The following is a 21,375-nucleotide window of genomic DNA, read 5'->3' as shown; positions in this document are numbered from 1 at the left end:
CTTATGCCTCCTGATCCTCGCCCACGATGAGCAGGTTATCGCCCTCGTAACGGTGTGGGGGAACTTCCAGGTTTAACGGAGCGGGTACGCCTGTATACACGCGGCCAGCCATATCGAACTTGGAACCATGACAAGGGCAGAAGAAGCCGCCCTGCCAGTTTTCGCCACCGAGGTCCGCAACGCCCACTTCCGGGCGAAACAACGGTGCGCAGCCCAAATGGGTGCACAGACCGAGCAACACCAGGAACTCTTCGCGAATGGAGCGAGTCTGATTTTGAGCGTATTCGGGCTGTTGGGGTTGCTCCGAGTTGGGGTCGCGCAGCACGTCCTCAACTTTTTCCAGCCCCGCGATGGACTCTTGTGTACGACGCACAATGTAGACCGGCTTACCCCGCCACTCGACGGTGATCATTTGCCCGGGCTCCATCTTGCCGATGTTGGCCCGAACCGGTGCCCCGGCGGCTTTTGCCTTGGCGCTGGGGTTCCAGGAACCCACAAAAGGTACCGCAGCACCCACTACGCCCACTGCCCCTACTACCGAGGTGGCAGCGGTCAGCACGCGGCGGCGCGTTTTGTTGACAACGTCATCGGTCATGACGATCTTCTCCCCTAACAGCTTCCGACGGCCAGTAAATCACTGAATTTCAACGATTTAGAGTGATGTTATTGAGACGTAAAAAATGGCCAATCTTAAAGAAATTGCGCGCCGCTTACAAGAATAAGCTGCGCCCCGTGCCCCATACCACCAAGTGATACGACGGGCGGGCATAAAAAAACGCCCAGGCCAGCGAAGGGCCTGGGCGTTTTTTGCTCGGAGGTACCGCCGCTCCGCGCTGGGAGCGAGCTCCAGATTAACGCTTGGAGAACTGCGGACGCTTACGGGCTTTACGCAGACCCACTTTCTTACGCTCAACAGCGCGAGAATCGCGAGTTACGTAACCTGCTTCACGCAGAGAGCCACGCAGCGCTTCGTCGTATTCCATCAGAGCACGGGTCAGACCGTGGCGGATGGCGCCGGCCTGGCCAAAGCTACCACCGCCTTTCACGGTGACTTTTACGTCGAACTTGTCGGCCATTTCCACATTTTCCAGCGGCTGACGCACGATCATGCGTGCCACTTCACGGCCAAAGTACTCGTCCAGAGGACGGTCGTTGACGGTGATGTTGCCGCTACCCTGGGCGATGAACACCCGGGCGGTGGAGGTCTTGCGGCGACCCGTACCGTAATATTGAGTAACTGCCATAATCAGCTTCCCGGTTAGATAGTCAGTTCTTGAGGCTGCTGCGCAGTGTGCGGATGCTCGTTACCTGCGTAGACCTTGAGTTTTTTGAACATGGCGCGACCCAGAGGTCCGCGGGGCAGCATGCCCTTGACGGCGTTCTGGATGGTGCGCTCGGGGGCTTTCTGGATCAGCTTTTCAAAGCTGATCGACTTGATGCCGCCGATATAACCGGTGTGATGGTAGTAAATCTTGTCGCTGGCCTTCTTACCGGTCACACGAACTTTTTCAGCGTTGATCACGACAATGTAATCACCCGTGTCCACATGAGGTGTGTACTCGGGCTTGTGCTTGCCGCGCAGACGACGGGCAATCTCTGTAGCCATACGGCCCAGAGTCTTGCCTTCGGCATCAACGACGAACCAGTCGCGAGAGACCGTTTCAGGTTTAGCACTATAAGTCTTCATGTTATTTCCTGCCTCAGGAGGTGCTTCCCACAAAAGAGCGCGAATACTATAGAAATCGTCGCCGGTTTTCAAGGGGGAAACTGATGATTTTTCCACCAACCCGGCCGCCCCGTCAGGGCTTGTGGGGCTGGGCCAGGTAGTCGCGGCTCTGCATTTCCAGCAGGCGGCTGACGGTGCGCTCGAATTCGAAGCTCAGGCGCCCCTCGTCGTAGATCTGCGTCAACGGCCGGGCGGCGGATAGTACCAGCTTGACCCGCCGATCGTAAAACTCGTCCACCAGATTGATGAAGCGCCGGGCCTGATCATCACTATTCCGTCCCAGCGCCGGCACATTGCTCACCACCACCGCATGGAACTCCCGGGCCAGCTCGATATAGTCATTTTGTGAGCGGGGCCCATCACAGAGAGCCATAAAGTCAAACCAGGCCACGTCTTCCCCCAGATAGCGGGCCCGAATCGGGCGCCCTTCCACTTCCAGCACCTGATCGGCACATATTTCATCCTCGGCCGGCACCAGGCTGCGGAAGCTCGCCATCAGACTCTCGTCCGCCCGCGCATCGAGCGGGCTGTGGTACAGCTCGGCCTGCTCCAGTGCCCGCAATCGGTAGTCGTTCTGGCTATCGAGCTGCAACACCCGGGTGTGACGCTTGATCTGCTCAATGGCGGGCAGAAACCGGGCTCGCTGCAACCCATCCCTATAAAGGTTGTCCGGCGGGATATTGGAGGTCGCCACCAGCGTCACGCCGCGGCGGAACAGGGCCTGCATCAGAGTGCCCAGAATCATCGCATCGGTGATGTCCGAGACGAAGAATTCGTCAAAGCAGATGACCCTGGCCTCCCGGGCGATGCGGTCTGCCACCTGCTCAAGGGGATTCTTCTGGCCATCGAGCTGCTTGAGGTCCCCGTGCACCCGGCGCATAAAGCGGTGGAAATGGGCGCGCATTTTCTGCTCAAACGGCAGACTCTCGTAAAAATTGTCCATCAGGTAGGTTTTGCCCCGCCCAACGCCGCCCCACAGGTACAACCCGCTGACCGGTGTGATCGGTGCCTTTGAAATCCGCCGCCGCAACCGTTCCCACAGTCCCGGCAACCCGGTTTTTGGGGCGCCCTGCTCGACCAGCGCTTCAAACAGCGCCTGCAACTGATCCACCACCTGCGCCTGGGCCGGGTCCCGGCTGAACCCGGGCTGCTCCAGATCACGCTGATAGCGATTGTAGGGCGTGTCGTACTTCAACTCTGGCCGGCTCATGAGTCGACACCCAGTTGCCGCTCCAGGGTGCGCGCCAGATCCGCTTTAAGCTCGGTCAACTGACCGTGAAAGAAGTGCCCGGCCTCCGGGTAGCGCAGCAAGGCATGGGGCGATTGCAGCCGGGTTTCGCTCCAGCGGATCACGCCCTCCGGCACCACCACGTCATCCCGCTCGCCCTGGGCGATACAGACCGGGCACGGGAAGCGTCCGTCGCGATCGTAGGTGTAGCGCTCAACCGGCGGTGCGACCAGCGTGAGATGTTCGACCGATTCCATCCGAAAAACCGCTCCGGCGGCCACCGCCGAGCCAAAGGAAAATCCGGCCAGAAGCACGCCGCCGTCCGGGCGTTGCCCCGCGAGCCAGGCGTGTACCGCCAGCAGATCATCCACTTCCCCAACGGCGTGATCGAACTCGCCCTCACTGGCCCCGACACCCCGGAAATTGAACCGCACGGTGGCAACGCCGAGGTCACGATAGGCCCGCACCAGGGTGGTGACCACCTTGTTGCTCATGGTGCCGCCGTGCTGCGGATGTGGATGGCAGACGATCGCCGCCAGCCCCCGTTCGGCCAGTGAGCCGGATTCGGAGCCGGCCTGGATGCGGGCTTCCAGCCCGCCGGCGGGCCCGTCGATGGTAATTGCGGTCTCGGTTTGCGAAAATACTGTCACGATCACCTCAATGGCCTGCCCCGCTCTCTGGGCGCGGCGGTGGTTCACACCCGAAACGGATCAAGGGAATTCCGCCCGGGTCGAATAAAAGGCCGTATAATACCGCGAGCGACCGCAGTTTTGCAGGCCACAAACCGGCTTCATACCGAGAGGAGAAATTTGTGTTTTCATTCGGAACCCTCATTATTACCGCGCTGATCTGTCTGTTGGGCGGTGGTGCCCTGGGCGCGGTACTTTACAAACTGACCGATTCGGGCTCCCGCAGCAAGGAACTCGAAGAGCGGGTTCTGCGCGCTGAAGATGAGCTCAAGCGGTACCAGCAGGATGTGTCCGAGCATTTTGCGAAGACCTCCGAGCTGGTAAACAACCTGACCCAGAGCTATCGCGACGTTTACGAGCACCTGGCAAACAGCGCACTCAAGCTGACCACTCCGGCCCTGAGCCGGCAGATTCTGGACTCGGCCAATACCCAGTTGCTGGGCTCGGAAAAAACCTACCTGAGTGAGGAGCATATCGAAGCTCCCCGGGATTGGGCTCCCAAGAACGGCAAGGGGCAGCTCAGTGAAGAGTACGGTCTGCACGACGAGGGCGAGTACGAATCGCCCTATCAGTACGGTTCGTCGGACACCTACACCGAAGAAACCCAGGATGACAAGCCAGACACCCCAACCGAGCCGCCTCGGGGAGCCATCTGATTTCCCGCTCATGTCACCGTGGTTACACCTACCGGCGGGCATGTCCCGCTGGCCCTTTATCTTCCAACACCGGAGACTGTAGATGAGCGCACGAGGTCTGCTTCAGTCCCTCGGCTGGCCCGTCGCCACCGGACTGCTCATTGCACTACTGACGCTGCTCGCGTTCCCCGAGCTTCGGGGGCCGAACGGTGCGCCAGAATCGACGCGCCCGGCCACCACGTCCTACGCGGACGCCGTCGATCGGGCTGCCCCTGCGGTGGTCAGCATTTACACCCGTAAAATTCAGGAACAGCAGCGCCACCCCTTGGCGGACCATCCTTTTTATCGCCGCTTCTTTCCTGAGCGCCCGCAGCAGCAACGCGCGCAATCCGCGCTGGGCTCCGGCGTCATTGTCGACCCCCGCGGCTACCTGCTGACCAATGAGCATGTGATCAACGGCGCCGACGAGATTCAGGTTCTACTGTATGACGGCCGCGAAACCCGCGCGCGATTGGTCGGCACAGACCCAGAGAGCGATCTGGCGGTACTGAAGATTGACCTGGAGGACCTCACCGTCATCGACGTTCCCGAGCCTACCCAGGCACGGGTTGGGGATGTTGTGCTCGCTATTGGCAACCCCTTCGGGGTGGGCCAGACCGTCACCCAGGGTATTCTGAGCGCCACCGGCCGCTACAACCTTAACCTCAGCGAGTACGAGAACTTTCTCCAGACCGATGCCGCGGTGAACGTAGGCAACTCCGGCGGGGCCCTGGTGGACATCCATGGGCAACTCCTGGGCATCAACACCGCCATTCTCGGCGAGGGCAACACCTCCGTGGGGGTCAGCTTCGCCATCCCGGCGGACTCCGCCATGCGGGCACTGCGCGAGATCATCGAGCATGGCCGGGTGGTGCGCGGCTGGCTCGGCCTGGAGGTTCGCCCCCTGAGCCAAGATCAGGCCAGCGCCCTCGCCATGAACTCGACCCAGGGCGTGGTGGTCACCGCCGTGTACAGCGGCAGCCCGGCCGAACAGGCGGGCCTGACGCCGGGCGACATTCTGACCCACATTGACGACGAGTCCGTTGGCAACGGTCGGCGCGGCATGAACCAGATCGCCGCCACCGCCCCGGGCAGTGAGGTGACCCTGCGCATTCTGCGCAACGGCGAGCCGATTGAGCTGGAAACGGTCATCGGTGAGCGTCCCCTGCCGGCCAGCACCTGAGCACCCCGGCCGGGACAGCCCCTCACGCCACAAAAAAAGGCCGACCCCGATACCGGGTGTCGGCCTTTTTTGTGGACGCTGAATCGGCTATACCTTGATTCGGTACTCCGCCGAGCGAGCATGCGCTTCCAGCGCTTCACCGCGCGCCAATACCGAGGCGGTTTTGGCCAGCTCCGAGGCACCTTCAGCTGAACAGTGAATGATGGAGCTGCGCTTCTGGAAATCATACACCCCCAGGGGTGAGGAAAACCGCGCCGTGCCTGAGGTCGGCAGAACGTGGTTCGGACCAGCGCAGTAATCGCCCAACGCCTCGGGCGTGTAGCGGCCCATGAAAATGGCGCCAGCGTGGGCCACCTTGGGCAACAGGGCATCCGGGTCGGCCACGGACAACTCCAGGTGCTCCGGTGCAATCCGGTTGCTGACCGCCAACGCCTGATCCATATCCTCCACCAGAATGAACGCACCGCGATTGGCCAATGAGGTCCGGGCAATCGCCTCCCGACTCAGGGTCGGCAACAGACGCTCCATGGCCGCCTCTACCCGATCGAGAAACGCCGCATCCGGGCTCACCAGTATCGACTGGGCCTGCTCATCGTGCTCCGCCTGGCTGAACAGATCCATCGCGATCCAGTCCGGATCCGTCTGGCCATCGCAGATCACCAGAATCTCCGAGGGACCGGCGATCATGTCAATATCCACCATTCCGAACACGGCGCGCTTGGCGGTGGCCACATAAATGTTTCCCGGCCCGACAATCTTGTCCACTTTCGGCAGGCTCTCTGTGCCGTATGCCAAGGCCGCCACCGCCTGAGCACCACCCACCGTCACCACCTTGTCCACGCCGGCCACCGCCGCTGCCGCAAGCACCATGGCATTGAGTTCGCCACCCGGTGCCGGCACGACCATCACCAGCTCCGCCACGCCGGCGACTTTGGCCGGAATCGCATTCATCAGGACCGATGAGGGATAAGAAGCCTTGCCACCGGGCACATAGAGCCCGACCCGCGCCATGGGTGTCACCTTTTGCCCCAGCCGGGTGCCATCCTCCTCGGTGTAATCCCAGGACGGTTGCCGCTGATGCTCGTGGTAACGCCGAATCCGCTCCGCCGCCACTTCCAGCGCCTGGCGCTGCTCGGCGGGCAGTGACTCGAGCGCTTCGTGCAACTTGCTCTCCGGCACAATCAGATCCGCCGGCGAGCTGACCTCACGACGATCCAGGCGGTTGGTGTACTCCACCAACGCCGCATCACCGCGGGTTTTGACGGCCTGAAGAATCTCGTCCACCACCTCGGCGACCCCGGCATCGGACACACTGTCCCAGGCCAGCAGGGCATCGAGACGCGCACTGAAATCCGCAGCGGAGGCATCCAGGCGAGCGATCAGAGGTTGCTTGTCAGTCATGGGAAAATCTCGTCATTACGGCCAGAGCCGGTCTACACGTCAGGCCGGACGCTTGGCGTCAACGGCCTCACCAATGGCGTCAATCACGGATTGAATCAGTACGTGCTTCATCTTCATGGACGCCTTGTTTACGATCAGCCGCGAGCTGATATCGGCGATGTGCTCCCGGGGCTCCAGCCCGTTGGCAAGCAGCGTATTGCCGGTATCGACAATATCCACAATTTCGTCCGCCAGGTGCATGATCGGCGCCAGCTCCATCGCACCGTACAGCTTGATGATGTCGGTCTGCCGACCGCAACTGGCATAGTATTGCTTGGCCACATTCACATACTTGGTGGCCACCCGCAGACGGCCCTGGCGCGGCGGCGCACCCTTGATGGCTGCGGTCATCAGACGACACCGGGCAATGTCCAGATCCAGCGGCTCATAAAGGCCCTCGGCGCCATTCTCCATCAGGGTATCCTTGCCGGAAATCCCCATGTCGGCGGCCCCGAACTGCACGTAGGTGGGCACATCCGCGCCGCGCAACACCAGCAGGCGCACGTCGGGCCGGGTGGTCTCAAACACCAGCTTGCGGCTCTTGTCGATGTCTTCCGCCGGCTCGATACCGGCCGCAGCCAACAGCGGCAGAGTCTCTTTCAGAATACGGCCCTTGGTCAGGGCAATGGTCAATGTCTGGGTCATGGGTCTCATCTGGAGGTCAGGGGACGCGGCCGGTCGCCCGCTCACGCGCGGCGTTCCGGCCTCAGTACTCGGTCCGTCAGTTTGGAACCCGACGAATGTTCGCGCCCAACATTTGCAGTTTTTCTTCAATACACTCGTAACCGCGATCGATATGGTAAATGCGGTCCACCAACGTGGTGCCATCCGCTACCAGACCGGCGATCACCAGACTGGCCGAGGCCCGCAGGTCCGTTGCCATCACGGGGGCGCCCTTGAGCCGGTCCACGCCCTGGATCAGGGCGGTGTTGCCTTCGAGGGTAATCTTCGCCCCCATCCGGTTCAGCTCGTGCACCTGAATCAGGCGGTTCTCAAAAATGGTCTCGGTCACGGAGCTGGCGCCCTCGGCCACCGCGTTCATCGCGGTAAACTGGGCCTGCATGTCCGTGGGAAAGGCCGGATAGGGCGCCGTGCGCAAGCTGACGCCCCGGGGCCGCTTACCTTTCATGTCCAGCTCTATCCAGGTATCCCCGATGGTGATTTCCGCTCCGGCCTCTTCCAGCTTGAGCAGCACCGCCTCGAGAATATCGGCCCGGGTGTCTTTCAGGCGCACCCGACCGCGGGTCGCGGCTGCGGCCACCAGGTAAGTGCCGGTTTCAATCCGGTCCGGCATTACACTGTAGGTGCACGAGTGCAGACGCTCGACGCCGTGAACCGTGAGCGTCTGGGTGCCAATGCCTTCGATCCGGGCGCCCATGGCTTCCAGACAATAGGCCAGATCCACCACTTCGGGCTCCCGGGCGGCATTTTCCAGCACCGTGGTGCCTTCGGCCAAGACCGCCGCCATCAGCAGGTTTTCGGTGCCGCCGACGGTCACCGTATCCATCAGGATGTGCGCCCCTTTCAGGCGGCCCTTGCTGCGGGCGCGAATATAACCTTCGTCCACATCAATTTCCGCCCCCATGGCCTCCAGGCCACGCAGGTGAATATCCACCGGACGGCTGCCAATGGCGCACCCTCCGGGAAACGACACGTTGGCCTCTCCGAAGCGGGCCAGCAGCGGGCCCAGCACCAGGATCGAGGCGCGCATGGTCTTGACCAGCTCGTACGGCGCGGTGAGATCATTGATGCTGGTGGGATCGATCTCGACGCACATTTTCTCGTCAATGGTGACCCCCACCCCCATGCAGCGCAGCAACGCCAGCATGGTGGTGATGTCGTTCAGGTGTGGCATGTTGCACACATGCACCGGACCATCGGCCAACAGCGTCGCCGCCAGAATCGGCAGGGCCGAATTCTTCGAGCCGGAAATCCGAATTTCGCCATTGAGCGGCGGCCCGCTCTGAATTTGCAATTTATCCATAGAAAATCACTTGTCGGTCATCGCGCGGTCGCGATGCAATTACTGCTGTTGCTGCCACTGTTCCGGCGTGAAGGTTTTCATGTGCACTGCGTGGATGGTGCCCTGGGCAATGCTGTCGGTCAGCGCCGAGTACACCAGCTGCTGTTTCTTGACCGGCGTCATGCCCTCGAACGCGGGGCTGACGACAACGAGATTGATATGGCTGCCATCAATTCCCACCTGCACGGTGCTATCGGGAACTTTGGCTTCTACCAGTGCTTTGATCTGTTCGGGTTGCATAGACTATCCAGTAATTGACTACCTGGGCCCCAGTAATTGACTACCTGGGCCAGACGTTTACTGCCCAGGCCAGAGGTCTGCGGGCCAGAGGTTTATGGGCCAAAGCGGAATCTTACCTGAATGCGTCGTTCACCGCATCCCGAAAGCCGTCCGCCGCCCCCAGAAACAACCGTTCCGCCAACCCCCAGAAACAACAATGCCGCCGCCCAGTAGGCGACGGCATGATAGTGAGGTGCAAAGGTGGCGTTTACATCTCAGCCAGCCAGTTGTTGATCACCTTGTCCAGGTCACCGTCATACTTTTTAGCGGCCTGACCGAACTGGCTGCGGAACGAGCGGCCAAGGTTCACGCCGTCCAGCACCAGATTGATCAGCTTCCACTCGCCGGAGCGGTTTTTGGCCATGGTGTAAGAGAGCTGATAGGTAGAACCATCGTGCGTCACTTCCTGATCGACACTGACCCGACGCTCGTCTTCCACACCATCAGCGGGCGGACGGATGCTGATTTCGCTATCCACGTAGTTGGCAATCCCTTTGGCATAGGTGGTCACCAGGCCCCGCTTGAACACTTGAACAAAGGTTTCCACCTGGTCATCGCTGGCATCGGAGCGGTGCGATCCCATGACCGCTTTGGCAATAAACTCGAAATCCACCACGGGCTCCAGAATGCCCTGGATTTCGTCGTAGTACTGCTCCGCGTTGTCGCTGCCGCCGTCGTACTTCTGCACCACATCGAACAGAACTTCGGTCACTTCCTCAATCAACTCGTGAGGCGTTTCCTGCTTGGGATCTACCGTCTCTGCGGCCCAAACGTTTGCCGCCAAGAGCCAAGAGGCCAACAGGGCGACGACCGAGCGGAAGGTGATACTTGCAATGTTTGGTTGGGTCATAGGGGGTTCCTTACAGATTCCAGCTTCCGGATAATGGGCCTTCCAGCCCGGGAGCCCGGGGCTACGCCGGGCTGCGCCATAAAGGCTATATCATAACATTGACTCGGCCTCGCTACCTACGCTCTGACCGTAAAAGAATGTTAGTGTTCCCTCTCACACTTCTACGCCACAAACCACGAGATTGATCAATGACACCCTGGAGTTGGTCCATTATGGCTCTGCTGGCCGGTTTCGTCGGTCTGGTCTGGAGCGCTGATCGCTTTGTCGAGGGCAGCGCCGCCCTCGCCCGCCGCCTGGGCGTATCGAAACTCGTCATCGGTCTGACCATTGTCGCCTTTGGCACCTCCGCGCCCGAAATCATGGTCTCGATAAGCGCCTCGCTGCGCGAGGCGGGAGAACTGGCCGTAGGCAATGCGCTCGGATCCAACCTGGCCAACATGGGACTGGTGCTGGCCATCACGGCCTTATTGGTCGCCCTGCCCATCCAGCATCACCTGCTGACCCGGGAGCTCCCCGCGTTACTGGTCGTCACCCTGCTGGCCGGTTATACCCTCTATGACGGCCAACTGACACGCCCCGAGGGCGTTCTGTTGGTGGCGGCGCTGACCATCACGTTAGGGGCTCTGGCCTTGACCCGTCGCGCCCACACGGAAGAGGTGGACGACGAGATACCGGATTACACCGGTATGGCGGCAACCCTCTGGTTTCTGATCGGGTTGATTGCCCTGGTGATCAGCGCCGAACTTCTGGTCTGGGGCGCACAGAACCTGGCCCTGGCTGCTGGCGTCTCGCCGCTGGTGGTGGGGCTGACCGTCATCGCCGTGGGCACCAGCCTGCCCGAGCTGGCCGCGTCGGTCGGCAGCGCCCTGAAAGGCCACCAGGACATGGCGCTGGGCAATATCATCGGCTCCAACCTGTTCAACCTGCTTGCGGTCATGGCCTTGCCGGGCCTGATTCAGGAGCCGGTCATGGACCGGCAGGTGTTCTATCGGGACTATCTGGCCATGGCCGCGATGACCTTCGCCCTGGCGATCGCCATCGGTGTGGATTACCGCCTGCGCCGCAACGCTCATACGGGTCCGGGGGAGGCTCGCGGGCACTTGGGTCGGCTCATTGCTGTGGTGCTACTGGCGGCCTATATCGGTTATTACGTTTGGCTGTTCAACACTCTGTAGTCCGGCATTCGTCATCCCCGGTCCAAGGCCGTATAATGAGCCGCTTTACCATGCCGAGTATTTGCACCGTCCATGACTGACTTCGACTTTATCCACTCCGGACAGCGCACCATCGATATTGAACAGCAGGCCGTGGCGGCCTTGCGCGAGCGAATCGATGCCCGTTTTACCCGGGCCTGCGAGCTGATGCTTGGGGTCTCCGGACGGGTGATCGTTACCGGCATGGGCAAATCCGGGCACATTGCCAAAAAAATTGCGGCCACGCTGGCCAGCACCGGCACCCCCGCCTTCTTTGTCCACCCCGGTGAGGCGAGCCACGGCGACCTGGGCATGATCACCCGGGAAGACGCCGTCATCGCCATTTCCTACTCCGGCAACTCCGATGAAATCATCACCCTGCTTCCGCTGCTCAAGCGACTCGGGGTGCCCATCATCAGCATGACCGGCAACCCCCGCTCGCCGCTGGCCGAAGAAGCGGCCGTCGACCTGGACATTAGTGTCACCACCGAGGCCTGTCCGCTGGCACTGGCACCGACGGCAAGTACCACCGCGACCCTGGTCATTGGCGATGCCCTGGCCATTGCCCTGCTGGAGGCCCGCGGTTTTACCGCCGAGGACTTCGCCTTCTCCCACCCCGGAGGCACGCTTGGGCGCAAGCTGCTGTTGCGCGCCGAAGACATCATGCACCGCGGCGCGGCCATCCCACGGGTGAGCGTTCACACCAGTCTGTCCCAGGCATTGCTGGAGATGACCCGCAAGGGCTTCGGCATGACCACCATTGTGGATGAGCATGACCAACTGCTGGGCATTTACACCGACGGCGACCTGCGCCGCAGCATCGACCGGGGCGCCAACCTCAAGGATGCCGAAATCGGCCAACTGATGAACGCCAACCCCAAAACCATCGACGCCCACACGCTGGCGGCCGAGGCGCTGAAAATCATGGAAGACAAAAAAATTACCGCCCTGATTGTTCTCGACGAACAAAGACGGCCCCAGGGGGTCGTACATATGCACGATATTCTTCGCGCGGGCATCATCTGATGCCTGAACTCCAAACCTCAAAACCTGCGTACCGCTTCCAATGACCGACCCGAAGGCCCCACACAAAGATTTTGCGCAACGCGCTCAGGCCATTTCACTGCTGTTGCTGGACGTGGACGGCGTGCTCACCGACGGCAACCTCTACTTCACCGAAACCGGCGACGAACTCAAAGCGTTCTGCACCCTGGACGGCCTCGGCATCAAACTGCTGCGGCGCAGCGGCATAGAGGTGGGCATCATCAGCGGCCGCAAAACCGACCTCGTGGCCCGACGCGCACGCAGCCTGGGTCTGGACCTGGTCATTCAGGGACGCGAGGACAAATGGGACGCCCTGAGCGAATGGCGCGAACAACACCCCGTATCCCTGAGCCAGATTGCGTTCATGGGCGATGACTGGCCGGACCTCACCATCATGACCCGGGTCGGCCTGGCCCTGACCGTGGCCAATGCCCACCCGGCGGTCGCCGAGCGGTCCCACTGGCAGAGCGAGCTCCGGGGCGGCCAGGGTGCAGTCCGGGCCGCCTGCGATGCACTGCTGAAAGCCCGGGGCGACTACGAGCGGCTATTGGCCGACTACCTCGCCCCCGACCAGGAGGCGCGCTGATATGTGGAAACACCCACTGACCTGGATTGGCCTGTTTCTGCTGATCGCCCTGGTGGCGGTGTGGGACTACTCACCGGAAGACCTGCTGCGCGCGCCCCCTGAGGCGCAAACGCGCTTTCCCCAGGCGTTCATGGTGGCTTCCGAAACCCGGCGCTATGACCCGGAAGGCCAGCTGCAATACCGGATGCTGAGCGAGCGGGCCGATCACTTCCAGCACCTGCCCAATCGCTCGAGCCCCAGGGACTACTCGCTGATTCAGGCACCCGATGTGACCGTGTTCGGCGAGGATACCCCGCCCTGGCAACTGACCGCCCGGCTCGGCCGCAGCGACGCGACGGGCGAGACTCTGGTGTTCACCGGCGAGGTCCGGGCCTGGCAGCAGAGCGCCAATGGCGCGATGGAAATCACCACCCCCGAACTCCAGGTGGAGCCCAACCGGCAATTCGCGCAGACCGACAAAGCTGTTACCATGCGCTCCCCTCAGGGCCGACACGACGCCGTTGGTATGCGCGCCGACCTGGCCGAAGATCAAATTGAATTACTATCGGAGGTGCGCGGCACCTATGAACCACCCCAAGGGAACTGACATCGTCCGGCGAGCGCGCCACCTCGCGCTGTTCACATTACTGGGTGCCCTGCTGGCCCCCGGCGCCGCCGCCCTGCCAGACGACCAGCAACAGCCGATTTACATCGAATCCGACCGCGCCGAGCGAGACGGGCAGAAAGGCATCATGCGGTATGAAGGCGATGTGCGCCTGCGCCAGGGCAGCCTGAACATTCGCGCCGAAAGCCTGGTGGTGCACACCGACGCCAACCGGCAAGTGGAGCGGGTGGTGGCCGAAGGCACACCGGCCCACTTTGAGCAGCAACCCGATGTGGACGACCAGCCCGTTGCCGCCCAGGCCAACACCATCCGCTACGACGTGGCCAGCGAGCGCCTGGAGCTGCAGACCAACGCCCGGATCGTGCAGGGCAACGCCACCATGAGCGGCAACCGGATCGACTACGACATGGCCAGTGAAATCCTCAAGGCCGAGGGCGATACGGAATCCGATAGCCCGCGTATCGAAATGGTATTGCCACCGCAAAGCGACCGCGCTGAACAGGACTGACTCATGCCCAGCTTGCACGCCCTGAACCTGGCCAAAAGTTACAAAACCCGCAAAGTGGTGCTCGATGTCTCCCTGTCGGTATCTACCGGACAGATCGTGGGGCTGCTCGGTCCCAACGGGGCGGGCAAAACCACCTGCTTTTACATGATCGCGGGCCTGGTTGGCGCCGACAACGGCCGGGTACTGATCGACCAGCAGGACATCACCCACCTGCCCATTCACGGGCGGGCGCGCGCCGGCATCGGCTATCTGCCCCAGGAAGCCTCGGTGTTCCGCAAACTCACGGTCTCCGACAACATCATGGCGATCCTGGAAACCCGCAAGGAGCTGAACCGCAAACAGCGCCTGGCCAAGCTCGACGCCCTGCTGCGAGAGTTCCACATCACCCACATCAAGGACAGCCTGGGTATGTCGCTGTCCGGGGGCGAACGCCGCCGGGTGGAAATTGCCAGAGCCCTGGCCACCGAGCCCCAGTTCATTCTGCTGGATGAGCCTTTCGCCGGCGTGGATCCGATCTCCGTTTCAGACATCAAACAGATCGTCCGGCACCTGAAAGAGCGCGGCATCGGCGTGTTAATCACCGATCACAACGTGCGGGAGACACTGGATATCTGCGAAAAAGCCTACATTGTCAGTGAAGGCCACATTATCGCCGAGGGTACCGCCGCCGATGTGCTGGCCAATGAGCGGGTTCGGGAAGTGTACTTGGGCGAGCACTTTCACCTCTAGCGCCATGGGGCACCTCTAGCGCACGAGGCCGGACACCGCTAATGCGGCGGGCTTAACCGGCCCGCTCAGCTCTTGACAAACCCTGTTTCTTGCGCTTTGGGCACAAAGATTGCTTATCCTTGTTGCCAGTGGCCTTCCGTCTGACTAAACTCTGGGTAATTCGTCACATTTCGTTTCGACCGGGGTCCCAGCAGCATACCCATGAAACAATCCCTACAGCTCAAACTCGGCCAACAGCTGACCATGACACCTCAGTTGCAGCAGGCGATTCGCCTGTTGCAACTGTCCACCCTGGACCTGCAGCAGGAAATCCAGGAAGCGCTCGACTCCAACCCCATGCTGGAGGTGGAGGAGATTCATGACAGCCCCGAGGAAAAAAGTAACGACGACCGGGAATCCGACGCCCGCAACGGCAAAGACACCCGGGACGGCGAGAGCCAACCCAGTGCGGACAGTGATGGCGCCGATCTCGGCCAGACCGACAGTGACTGGAACGATGAAATCCCCAACGACCTGCCCGTCGACACCAGTTGGGACGATGTCTACCAGTCCACTCCCGCCACCTCTGGCTCCTACGAGGGCGATGAAAACAGCGACTATGACAGCCGGCGGGGCACCACCGATTCGCTCTATGATCACCTGATGTGGCAACTGAACCTGACCCCCATGTCCGACCGGGACCGGATCATTGCCATGACGCTGATCGACGCCGTCGAACCCAGCGGCATGCTCTCCATCTCACTGGACGAAATTTTCGAGGGTCTGCAGAACGACTGGGAAGAGCTCGAGTACGACGAAATTGTCGCGGTCCAGCACCGGGTTCAGCAGTTTGACCCCTGCGGCGTCGCCAGCCAGAACCTGTCCGAATGTCTGCTCGTCCAATTGCAGCAGTTGCCAGCGGATACACCGCTGTTGGACGCTGCCAAGACCATTGTCCGCCAGTACCTGCCCCAACTGGCCAGTCGGGACTACCGTCAGTTGATGCGTCGCACCCGGCTGAAAGAGCACGAGTTACGCGACGCCATCGTCCTGATCCAGAGCCTCAATCCGCGCCCCGGTGACCAGATCGCCAGTGGTGAGGTGGAGTATGTGGTACCGGACGTCTTTGTCGAGAAGCGCGAAGGCCGTTGGATGGTCGAGCTCAACCCCGACATAGCACCGCGTCTGCGGATCAACCCTGGCTATGCCTCCATGGTAAAGCGGGCGGATTCCAGCACCGACAACACCTTTCTCAAGGACAACCTGCAGGAGGCCCGCTGGTTTCTGAAAAGCCTGCAAAGCCGCAACGAAACCCTGCTCAAAGTGGCCACCTGCATCGTTGAGAAGCAACGCGGTTTTCTGGATCACGGTGCCGAAGCCATGCGCCCTCTGGTCCTGCACGACATCGCCGAACTGGTGGATATGCATGAATCGACCATTTCCCGGGTGACCACACAGAAATACATGCACACCCCCCAGGGTATCTTCGAGCTCAAATACTTTTTCTCGAGCCATGTCAGCACAGAATCCGGCGGCGAGTGCTCTTCCACCGCAATCCGGGCTATCATTAAGAAGCTGGTGGCCTCCGAGTCACCCCAAAAGCCAATGAGTGACAGTAAGATTACCGCGCTGTTGGCTGAACAGGGCATCAAGGTAGCCCGGCGCACCATTGCCAAATACCGGGAGTCGCTGGGCATTCCCCCATCGAACGAACGAAAAACCCTGGGTCCGGCCTGAGGCCCCGGGGAAGGTGACGCCGCGTGGCTGGCACTGCTATGCTAGGCGGCAGGAGATCAGACGCCAGCATTTGCAGGGTGGGCCCGGCTGTCGACCCGGAGGTTGAAGCAGTCGGTTGCGGGTCCGTAACCATCACGTGATCGCCACGCCAAAGAGGATGTTGCTATGCAAATCAATATCAGCGGCCACCATCTGGATCTGACTGACGCGTTGAAAGACTATGTCTCCAACAAGCTAGAACGCCTGACCCACCACCACGACAAAATCACCAGCACCGACGTCATACTGTCGGTGGAAAAGCTGGAACAGAAGGCCGAGGCACGCGTTCACGTCAGCGGGAAAGACCTGTTCGCCGACGCCGTCGATCAGGATATGTACGCCGCTATTGACCAGTTGACTGACAAACTGGACCGGCAACTCATCAAACATAAAGAGAAGCTACGAAGCCATCGTTGAACCTATGGATATCAAAACCATCATCACTCCGGGCCGCACGCTATGCGGCATTGAGGGCGTCAGCAAAAAGCGGGCGCTGGAAATTCTGGCCAACACCATTGCCGAGGACGTACCGGCGATTGACGCCGACGACCTGTTTCGGCGTCTGATCGGCCGGGAGCGTCTGGGGTCGACCGGCATCGGCCACGGCATCGCCATTCCCCACTGCCGGGTGAGCAACTGTGAGGGCACCATCGGTGCCCTCATTACGCTCAAAGAACCCATCGATTTCGACGCCATCGACGGTGAGCCGGTGGATGTGCTGTTCGCCATGCTGGTACCGGAAAACGCGCACAGCGAGCACCTGCAGACCCTGGCCTCGTTGGCCAGCATGCTCAATGACGCCGAATTCCGGGCCCGCCTGCGGGCCGCCGACAGCAATGAGTCGCTCTACGATGTGGCCATTGGCGAGCCGGCCGCGAGCTGAACCGCAGCCCCAAACCCCGATCGCCATCCGCACCGATTACCAGGACAATCTGCCCCATGCACTTGATCATTGTCAGTGGCCTCTCCGGCTCCGGAAAAAGTACGGCGTTGCACGTACTCGAAGACGTCGGCTATAACTGCATCGACAACCTGCCGGTGAGCCTGTTGCCCGCACTGGTCGCGCAAATCCAGATTCACCGGGACAGCGACGACCAGAACTTTGCCATCGGTATCGATGTACGCAACGCCTGGCAGGACCTGAACATCTTTCCGGACATGATCAAAACCCTGAAAGATGCCCATATCCCGATTTACGTTCTCTTTCTGGACACGGGTGTTCCCGTGCTCATGCAGCGCTTCAGCGAAACGCGCCGCAAGCACCCATTGAGTGATCGGGATACCAACCTGCAGGAATCGATTCGCGAGGAGCAACACCTGCTGGAGCCGATCCGGGACACCGCAGACCAGGTACTGGACACCAGCCATCTCAACCTGCACGAACTGCGCGACCTGGTCAAAGACCGGGTGGTGGGCTCCCAGGAGACCACCATGGCCATCCAGTTCGAGTCCTTCGGTTTCAAACACGGCGTTCCGGTGAATGCCGACCTGGTGTTCGATGCCCGCTGCCTGCCCAACCCCCACTGGAAACCCAACCTGCGTCCGTTGACCGGACAGGACGCCGAGGTGGTGGCCTTTCTGGAGGGCGAAGAAAAAGTGCAGGCCATGTACCAGGATATCGAGGACTACCTGACCCGCTGGCTGCCCCACTACCAGGCCAACAGCCGCAGCTATATCACCATCGCCATCGGTTGCACCGGCGGGCAGCACCGCTCGGTCTACCTGGCCGAACGGCTGCAGAAGCATTTTGCCCAACAATACGATAACGTTCTGGTTCGTCACCGGGAACTCAACACTGCGGACAGACACTGACCCCATGCCGTCATCCACCATCACGCTGATCAATCAAAAAGGCCTGCATGCCCGGGCCGCCGCCAAGCTGGCCACGACCGCCGGACAGTTTGATTGTGACGTGCGTGTCCGGTGTGACGGCAGCGACACCTGGGTTGACGGCAAAAGCGTCATGTCCCTGATGCTTCTGGCGGCGGCCTGCGGCACCGACCTGGAGCTGGAGGCCGACGGCCACGACGCAGATAACGCATTGGACGCCCTATGCGCCCTGATCAATGACCGATTTGACGAAGGCGAGTAGCTCAGAAACCCCATGACTGAGCGTATGAAACGGAGAGCAAGGACCATGAAACATTTCAGCCAGACCCTCACCATCGCACTGATGGCCCTCACCGCCACCCTGCTGTCAGCTTGCGGCAGCGACAGCGCCGGCGGTGGCCGTCTTGACCTGCGCGCACCCATTGATGGCACACCGACAGGCGACCTCACCCTCAGCCCGGCGCGGGCCGGCAGCGAGTACGCCTCCGTCCTGGCCGATTGCGCGCGCCCGTTCAATCGCGGTGGCGACAATGAGTTCGACGCCTGCCGCCTCGGGCAGCTACCCCTGCTGGGCCAGGAGCACGATCAGGTCACCGTCGATGATGTACTCGACCGCACCCTGGTCAGTCACGACTGGATGGCCAACCGCTTTGAGCAGGCCCTGACCGCACTGCCGGACGATCTGCTGCAACTGTTCAGCGGCGTGACTGCGGTGGTGATCGGCGCCGATATTCGCCCCTCCTATTACTGGCTGGCCACCGGGTCCATATACCTTGACCCCGCCTATCTCTGGCTGACCATTGAGGAGCGCGATACCATCTCCCGGGAACCGGACTTCCGCAGCGGTTTTGATCGGGAGCTGAACTTCGAAAGCCTGGCCCGCTTTGTCAAAGGCGGCGACTACGCCTGGAGCAGCGCCCCCCTGAGCGGCCCCGGTGACGACCGGACCCTTAAACAGATTCTCGCGCCCATGTCGGCACTGCTGTTTCACGAACTGGCACACGCCAACGATTACATTCCCCCCGCCGAGCACGCCAATCTCAACAGTGAGTGGACCGTGGCCGAGGCGGCCATTCAGCTCGAATCCGACAGCGTGTCGGCCACCCTCGCGAGCACTTATCCACTCAGCTCGACACTGATGATGGACCTGGCCGAAGTGAGCTTTCAGGGCCGGGATGCTACCGAGGCGGAGAAACAACTGACACCCCAGGAGGTCGGCCTGGAGTTCGCAGGCGATATCGCCACGGATGCTTACGCCTACGTCAGCAGTGGGGAGCGGGAACTGTTTTTTGAAGATACCGCCATGCTGTTCGAGGAGGCGATGATGCAACACTATTTTGGCATCACGCGCGAGGTGGCCTTTACCGACCGGCCCGAGGGCGACGAGGTTTTCTGCGATGATTACATTGTCCGCTGGGGCGAACGCGGCCGGGCTGGCAACGAACAGATTCGGCCCCGCCTGGCGCTGATCCTGCCCCTGTTGCTGGACCACAGTGACACCGAGCCCTATCTGGCGTCGCTGCCGGAATCCGAACCGATGACCAACAACCTGGGTTGGTGCGCCAACCTGAGCCCAAGTGCCATGGGCCTGCATACCGAGCGCGACGGCCAGTGGCGCGAACCTCTTCCGGTACAGGACCAGCGACATGGCCCCGGCCATCCGCATTCTTCTTTTCACTAGAGCACATCGCTCAGTACAGGCTTTGATGTTATGACCGACCGAAAATTTTTCGATGACGACAGCGAACAGGATGATGACTTCGTCAGTAAAACCCAGCGCAAGAGAGAAATGCACGCGCTGCAGGAGCTGGGTAAACAACTCGTCGAGCTCAACGACGAGCAACTGGCCCGTATGCCCCTCGAGCCCAAGCTCGAGGCCGCGGTGGTCGAAATGCGTCGCATCCGGCACCGCGAGGCGCGGCGCCGGCAACTACAGTTTATCGGCCGGTTGATGCGCGACGCGGATCAGGACGGCATCCAGGCGGCACTGGATCAGTTCAACCACCAGAGCCGGGCCAGCATTCAGATTCATCACCAGGCCGAGCAGTGGCGCGACCGCTTACTGACCGAGCCGGACGCGCTGCAGGAATTCATCGATCAACACCCCGGCGTGGATATCCAACACCTGCGCCAACTGCTACGCCAGGCGCAGAAAGAAGCCAGCCAGAACAAGGCACCGAGCAGCGCCCGCAAACTGTTCAAGGAAATTCGGGACACGCTGTCCGAGGCCGCGCTGAACGGCTGAGCCCGCCGTTCAGCGCCCGCTCCTACCAGGGCAGATCGCTACCGTCCCAGTGTACAAAGCGCCCGGTGTCCTCGGGCGTCAACGCCTGAATCACCGTCCACAACCGCTCGGCGGTCAGCTCGGGGCTGAACAGTTTGTCAGGCCCCAGAGAGCGGGTGAAGGGTTTGGACAGGGGCGTATCGGTGGTACCGGGGTGCAACGCGATCAAACTCAGCTTGCGGTGCGACCGGGCCAACTCCACCGAGGCGGTTTTCACCAGCATGTTGAGCGCCGCCTTGGAGGCACGATAACCGTACCAGCCGCCCAACCGGTTGTCGCTGATGCCGGCAATTTTGGCGCTCAACATGACCGCCTTGCTCGGCTCCGAGCGGGGCATCAGCGGAATGAAATACTTCATGATCAGCGCGGGCACGATACTGTTGACCGCGAAATACTCGGTCAGCTGAGCGCTGTTGAGTTCGGCCAGTTTCTTTTCCGGGTAGCGGTGCTCCCCCTCCGCCGTGCCATGCAACACCCCCACCGCACAGAACAGTGCGGTCACCGGCCCACCGTTTTCTTTGATCTGTTCAGCCAGCTCCGCCAGCGCGGCTTCACTGTAGTCACAGGTAAAGTGCTGAACCCCTTCGGGCAGTTGGGCAGGTGCCTGTCGGCTGACGGCAAGCACCTGATATTCGCTCAGCAGGTGTGGCATCAGGGCTTGGGCGATGGCGCTGTTGGCGCCGAACACTAGGGCATAGGGTTTCATGGGGACTCCTCGGTCGTCTCCCTCTGAAGTACGACCGGGAGCCT

At 61.2% G+C, this 21,375-nt stretch carries 26 protein-coding genes; 15 read left to right on the top strand and 11 right to left on the bottom strand.

Annotated features, from left to right (window positions below):
- Position 1 precedes the first annotated feature (1 nt).
- The 5 genes from petA to N645_RS0100660 form a co-directional block, all read right to left on the bottom strand.
- A complete protein-coding gene (petA, locus tag N645_RS0100680) occupies positions 2–595 on the bottom strand; it encodes a ubiquinol-cytochrome c reductase iron-sulfur subunit (protein ID WP_024459584.1) in 594 nt (197 codons plus the stop codon).
- A gap of 256 nt (positions 596–851) precedes the next feature.
- Positions 852–1,244: a 30S ribosomal protein S9 gene (rpsI, locus tag N645_RS0100675; RefSeq protein ID WP_024459583.1), complete on the bottom strand. Its 393-nt coding sequence runs from the start codon at positions 1,242–1,244 to the stop codon at positions 852–854.
- A 14-nt stretch (positions 1,245–1,258) separates the two neighbouring features.
- Positions 1,259–1,687 (bottom strand): 50S ribosomal protein L13, encoded by a 429-nt coding sequence (gene rplM / locus N645_RS0100670; protein ID WP_024459582.1) that lies wholly within the window; start codon positions 1,685–1,687, stop codon positions 1,259–1,261.
- 112 nt (positions 1,688–1,799) lie between these two features.
- Complete coding sequence (zapE, locus tag N645_RS0100665; RefSeq protein WP_024459581.1) at positions 1,800–2,936, bottom strand: cell division protein ZapE; 1,137 nt, start codon at positions 2,934–2,936, stop codon at positions 1,800–1,802.
- Positions 2,933–3,652 carry an alpha/beta hydrolase gene (locus N645_RS0100660; RefSeq protein ID WP_024459580.1) on the bottom strand — a complete coding sequence of 240 codons (720 nt, stop codon included), beginning with the start codon at positions 3,650–3,652 and terminating at the stop codon, positions 2,933–2,935. Before N645_RS0100660 ends, zapE begins: the two co-directional genes overlap by 4 nt.
- Positions 3,653–3,765: 113 nt before the next feature.
- Between N645_RS0100660 and N645_RS0100655 the strand changes: the two genes are divergently transcribed.
- Both N645_RS0100655 and N645_RS0100650 read left to right on the top strand, forming a co-directional pair.
- Complete coding sequence (locus N645_RS0100655) at positions 3,766–4,299, top strand: YhcB family protein (protein WP_024459579.1); 534 nt, start codon at positions 3,766–3,768, stop codon at positions 4,297–4,299.
- 82 nt (positions 4,300–4,381) lie between these two features.
- Complete coding sequence (locus tag N645_RS0100650; protein WP_036159680.1) at positions 4,382–5,500, top strand: trypsin-like peptidase domain-containing protein; 1,119 nt, start codon at positions 4,382–4,384, stop codon at positions 5,498–5,500.
- A gap of 87 nt (positions 5,501–5,587) precedes the next feature.
- On the opposite strand, the gene hisD is transcribed toward N645_RS0100650, so the two are convergent.
- The 5 genes from hisD to N645_RS0100625 all read right to left on the bottom strand — a co-directional run bounded on the left by hisD (position 5,588) and on the right by N645_RS0100625 (position 10,092).
- Positions 5,588–6,901, bottom strand: coding sequence for a histidinol dehydrogenase (gene hisD, locus N645_RS0100645; RefSeq protein WP_024459577.1), 1,314 nt, complete (start codon positions 6,899–6,901; stop codon positions 5,588–5,590).
- Between the two features lie 39 nt (positions 6,902–6,940).
- Positions 6,941–7,585, bottom strand: a complete 645-nt coding sequence (gene hisG, locus N645_RS0100640; protein ID WP_024459576.1) for an ATP phosphoribosyltransferase — start codon at positions 7,583–7,585, stop codon at positions 6,941–6,943.
- 76 nt (positions 7,586–7,661) lie between these two features.
- The gene (gene murA / locus N645_RS0100635) at positions 7,662–8,924 is read right to left on the bottom strand and encodes a UDP-N-acetylglucosamine 1-carboxyvinyltransferase (RefSeq protein WP_024459575.1); all 1,263 of its coding nucleotides are present in this window, start codon (positions 8,922–8,924) and stop codon (positions 7,662–7,664) included.
- 39 nt (positions 8,925–8,963) lie between these two features.
- Complete coding sequence (locus N645_RS0100630) at positions 8,964–9,203, bottom strand: BolA family protein (RefSeq protein ID WP_024459574.1); 240 nt, start codon at positions 9,201–9,203, stop codon at positions 8,964–8,966.
- Between the two features lie 247 nt (positions 9,204–9,450).
- Complete coding sequence (locus tag N645_RS0100625; protein WP_024459573.1) at positions 9,451–10,092, bottom strand: phospholipid-binding protein MlaC; 642 nt, start codon at positions 10,090–10,092, stop codon at positions 9,451–9,453.
- 188 nt (positions 10,093–10,280) lie between these two features.
- Here N645_RS0100625 and N645_RS0100620 point away from each other — a divergent pair, with 188 nt between their 5' ends.
- The 13 genes from N645_RS0100620 to yjgA all read left to right on the top strand — a co-directional run bounded on the left by N645_RS0100620 (position 10,281) and on the right by yjgA (position 20,586).
- The gene (locus N645_RS0100620) at positions 10,281–11,267 is read left to right on the top strand and encodes a calcium/sodium antiporter (RefSeq protein WP_024459572.1); all 987 of its coding nucleotides are present in this window, start codon (positions 10,281–10,283) and stop codon (positions 11,265–11,267) included.
- Positions 11,268–11,339: 72 nt separating this feature from the next.
- Positions 11,340–12,311: a KpsF/GutQ family sugar-phosphate isomerase gene (locus tag N645_RS0100615; RefSeq protein ID WP_024459571.1), complete on the top strand. Its 972-nt coding sequence runs from the start codon at positions 11,340–11,342 to the stop codon at positions 12,309–12,311.
- Between the two features lie 40 nt (positions 12,312–12,351).
- Positions 12,352–12,915 carry an HAD family hydrolase gene (locus N645_RS0100610; protein ID WP_024459570.1) on the top strand — a complete coding sequence of 188 codons (564 nt, stop codon included), beginning with the start codon at positions 12,352–12,354 and terminating at the stop codon, positions 12,913–12,915.
- A 1-nt stretch (position 12,916) separates the two neighbouring features.
- Positions 12,917–13,501, top strand: coding sequence for an LPS export ABC transporter periplasmic protein LptC (gene lptC / locus N645_RS0100605; protein WP_024459569.1), 585 nt, complete (start codon positions 12,917–12,919; stop codon positions 13,499–13,501).
- Positions 13,479–14,027 carry a lipopolysaccharide transport periplasmic protein LptA gene (gene lptA / locus N645_RS0100600; RefSeq protein WP_024459568.1) on the top strand — a complete coding sequence of 183 codons (549 nt, stop codon included), beginning with the start codon at positions 13,479–13,481 and terminating at the stop codon, positions 14,025–14,027. Before lptC ends, lptA begins: the two co-directional genes overlap by 23 nt.
- A gap of 3 nt (positions 14,028–14,030) precedes the next feature.
- Positions 14,031–14,756: an LPS export ABC transporter ATP-binding protein gene (lptB, locus tag N645_RS0100595; protein WP_024459567.1), complete on the top strand. Its 726-nt coding sequence runs from the start codon at positions 14,031–14,033 to the stop codon at positions 14,754–14,756.
- Positions 14,757–14,957: 201 nt separating this feature from the next.
- On the top strand, positions 14,958–16,472 hold the full coding sequence (locus N645_RS0100590) for an RNA polymerase factor sigma-54 (RefSeq protein WP_024459566.1): 1,515 nt from the start codon (positions 14,958–14,960) through the stop codon (positions 16,470–16,472).
- Positions 16,473–16,637: 165 nt separating this feature from the next.
- Entirely contained in the window at positions 16,638–16,928 is a 291-nt protein-coding gene (gene hpf / locus N645_RS0100585; protein ID WP_024459565.1) for a ribosome hibernation-promoting factor, HPF/YfiA family, read from the top strand.
- 4 nt (positions 16,929–16,932) lie between these two features.
- Positions 16,933–17,394, top strand: a complete 462-nt coding sequence (gene ptsN, locus N645_RS0100580; protein ID WP_024459564.1) for a PTS IIA-like nitrogen regulatory protein PtsN — start codon at positions 16,933–16,935, stop codon at positions 17,392–17,394.
- Between the two features lie 56 nt (positions 17,395–17,450).
- The gene (gene rapZ / locus N645_RS0100575) at positions 17,451–18,323 is read left to right on the top strand and encodes an RNase adapter RapZ (RefSeq protein WP_024459563.1); all 873 of its coding nucleotides are present in this window, start codon (positions 17,451–17,453) and stop codon (positions 18,321–18,323) included.
- A 4-nt stretch (positions 18,324–18,327) separates the two neighbouring features.
- Positions 18,328–18,603 carry an HPr family phosphocarrier protein gene (locus tag N645_RS0100570; protein ID WP_024459562.1) on the top strand — a complete coding sequence of 92 codons (276 nt, stop codon included), beginning with the start codon at positions 18,328–18,330 and terminating at the stop codon, positions 18,601–18,603.
- A 45-nt stretch (positions 18,604–18,648) separates the two neighbouring features.
- Positions 18,649–20,022, top strand: a complete 1,374-nt coding sequence (locus N645_RS16410; RefSeq protein ID WP_024459561.1) for a hypothetical protein — start codon at positions 18,649–18,651, stop codon at positions 20,020–20,022.
- Between the two features lie 30 nt (positions 20,023–20,052).
- A complete protein-coding gene (gene yjgA / locus N645_RS0100560) occupies positions 20,053–20,586 on the top strand; it encodes a ribosome biogenesis factor YjgA (RefSeq protein WP_024459560.1) in 534 nt (177 codons plus the stop codon).
- Between the two features lie 22 nt (positions 20,587–20,608).
- On the opposite strand, the gene N645_RS0100555 is transcribed toward yjgA, so the two are convergent.
- On the bottom strand, positions 20,609–21,331 hold the full coding sequence (locus N645_RS0100555; protein WP_024459559.1) for an SDR family NAD(P)-dependent oxidoreductase: 723 nt from the start codon (positions 21,329–21,331) through the stop codon (positions 20,609–20,611).
- Positions 21,332–21,375: the final 44 nt, after the last annotated feature.

The sequence above is a fragment of the Marinimicrobium sp. LS-A18 genome, from assembly GCF_000463525.1.
Classification (GTDB): Bacteria; Pseudomonadota; Gammaproteobacteria; order Pseudomonadales; family Cellvibrionaceae; genus Marinimicrobium; species Marinimicrobium koreense.
The sequence above is the reverse complement of the archived record's forward strand: the minus strand, read 5'-3'. Positions and strand labels throughout refer to the sequence as shown.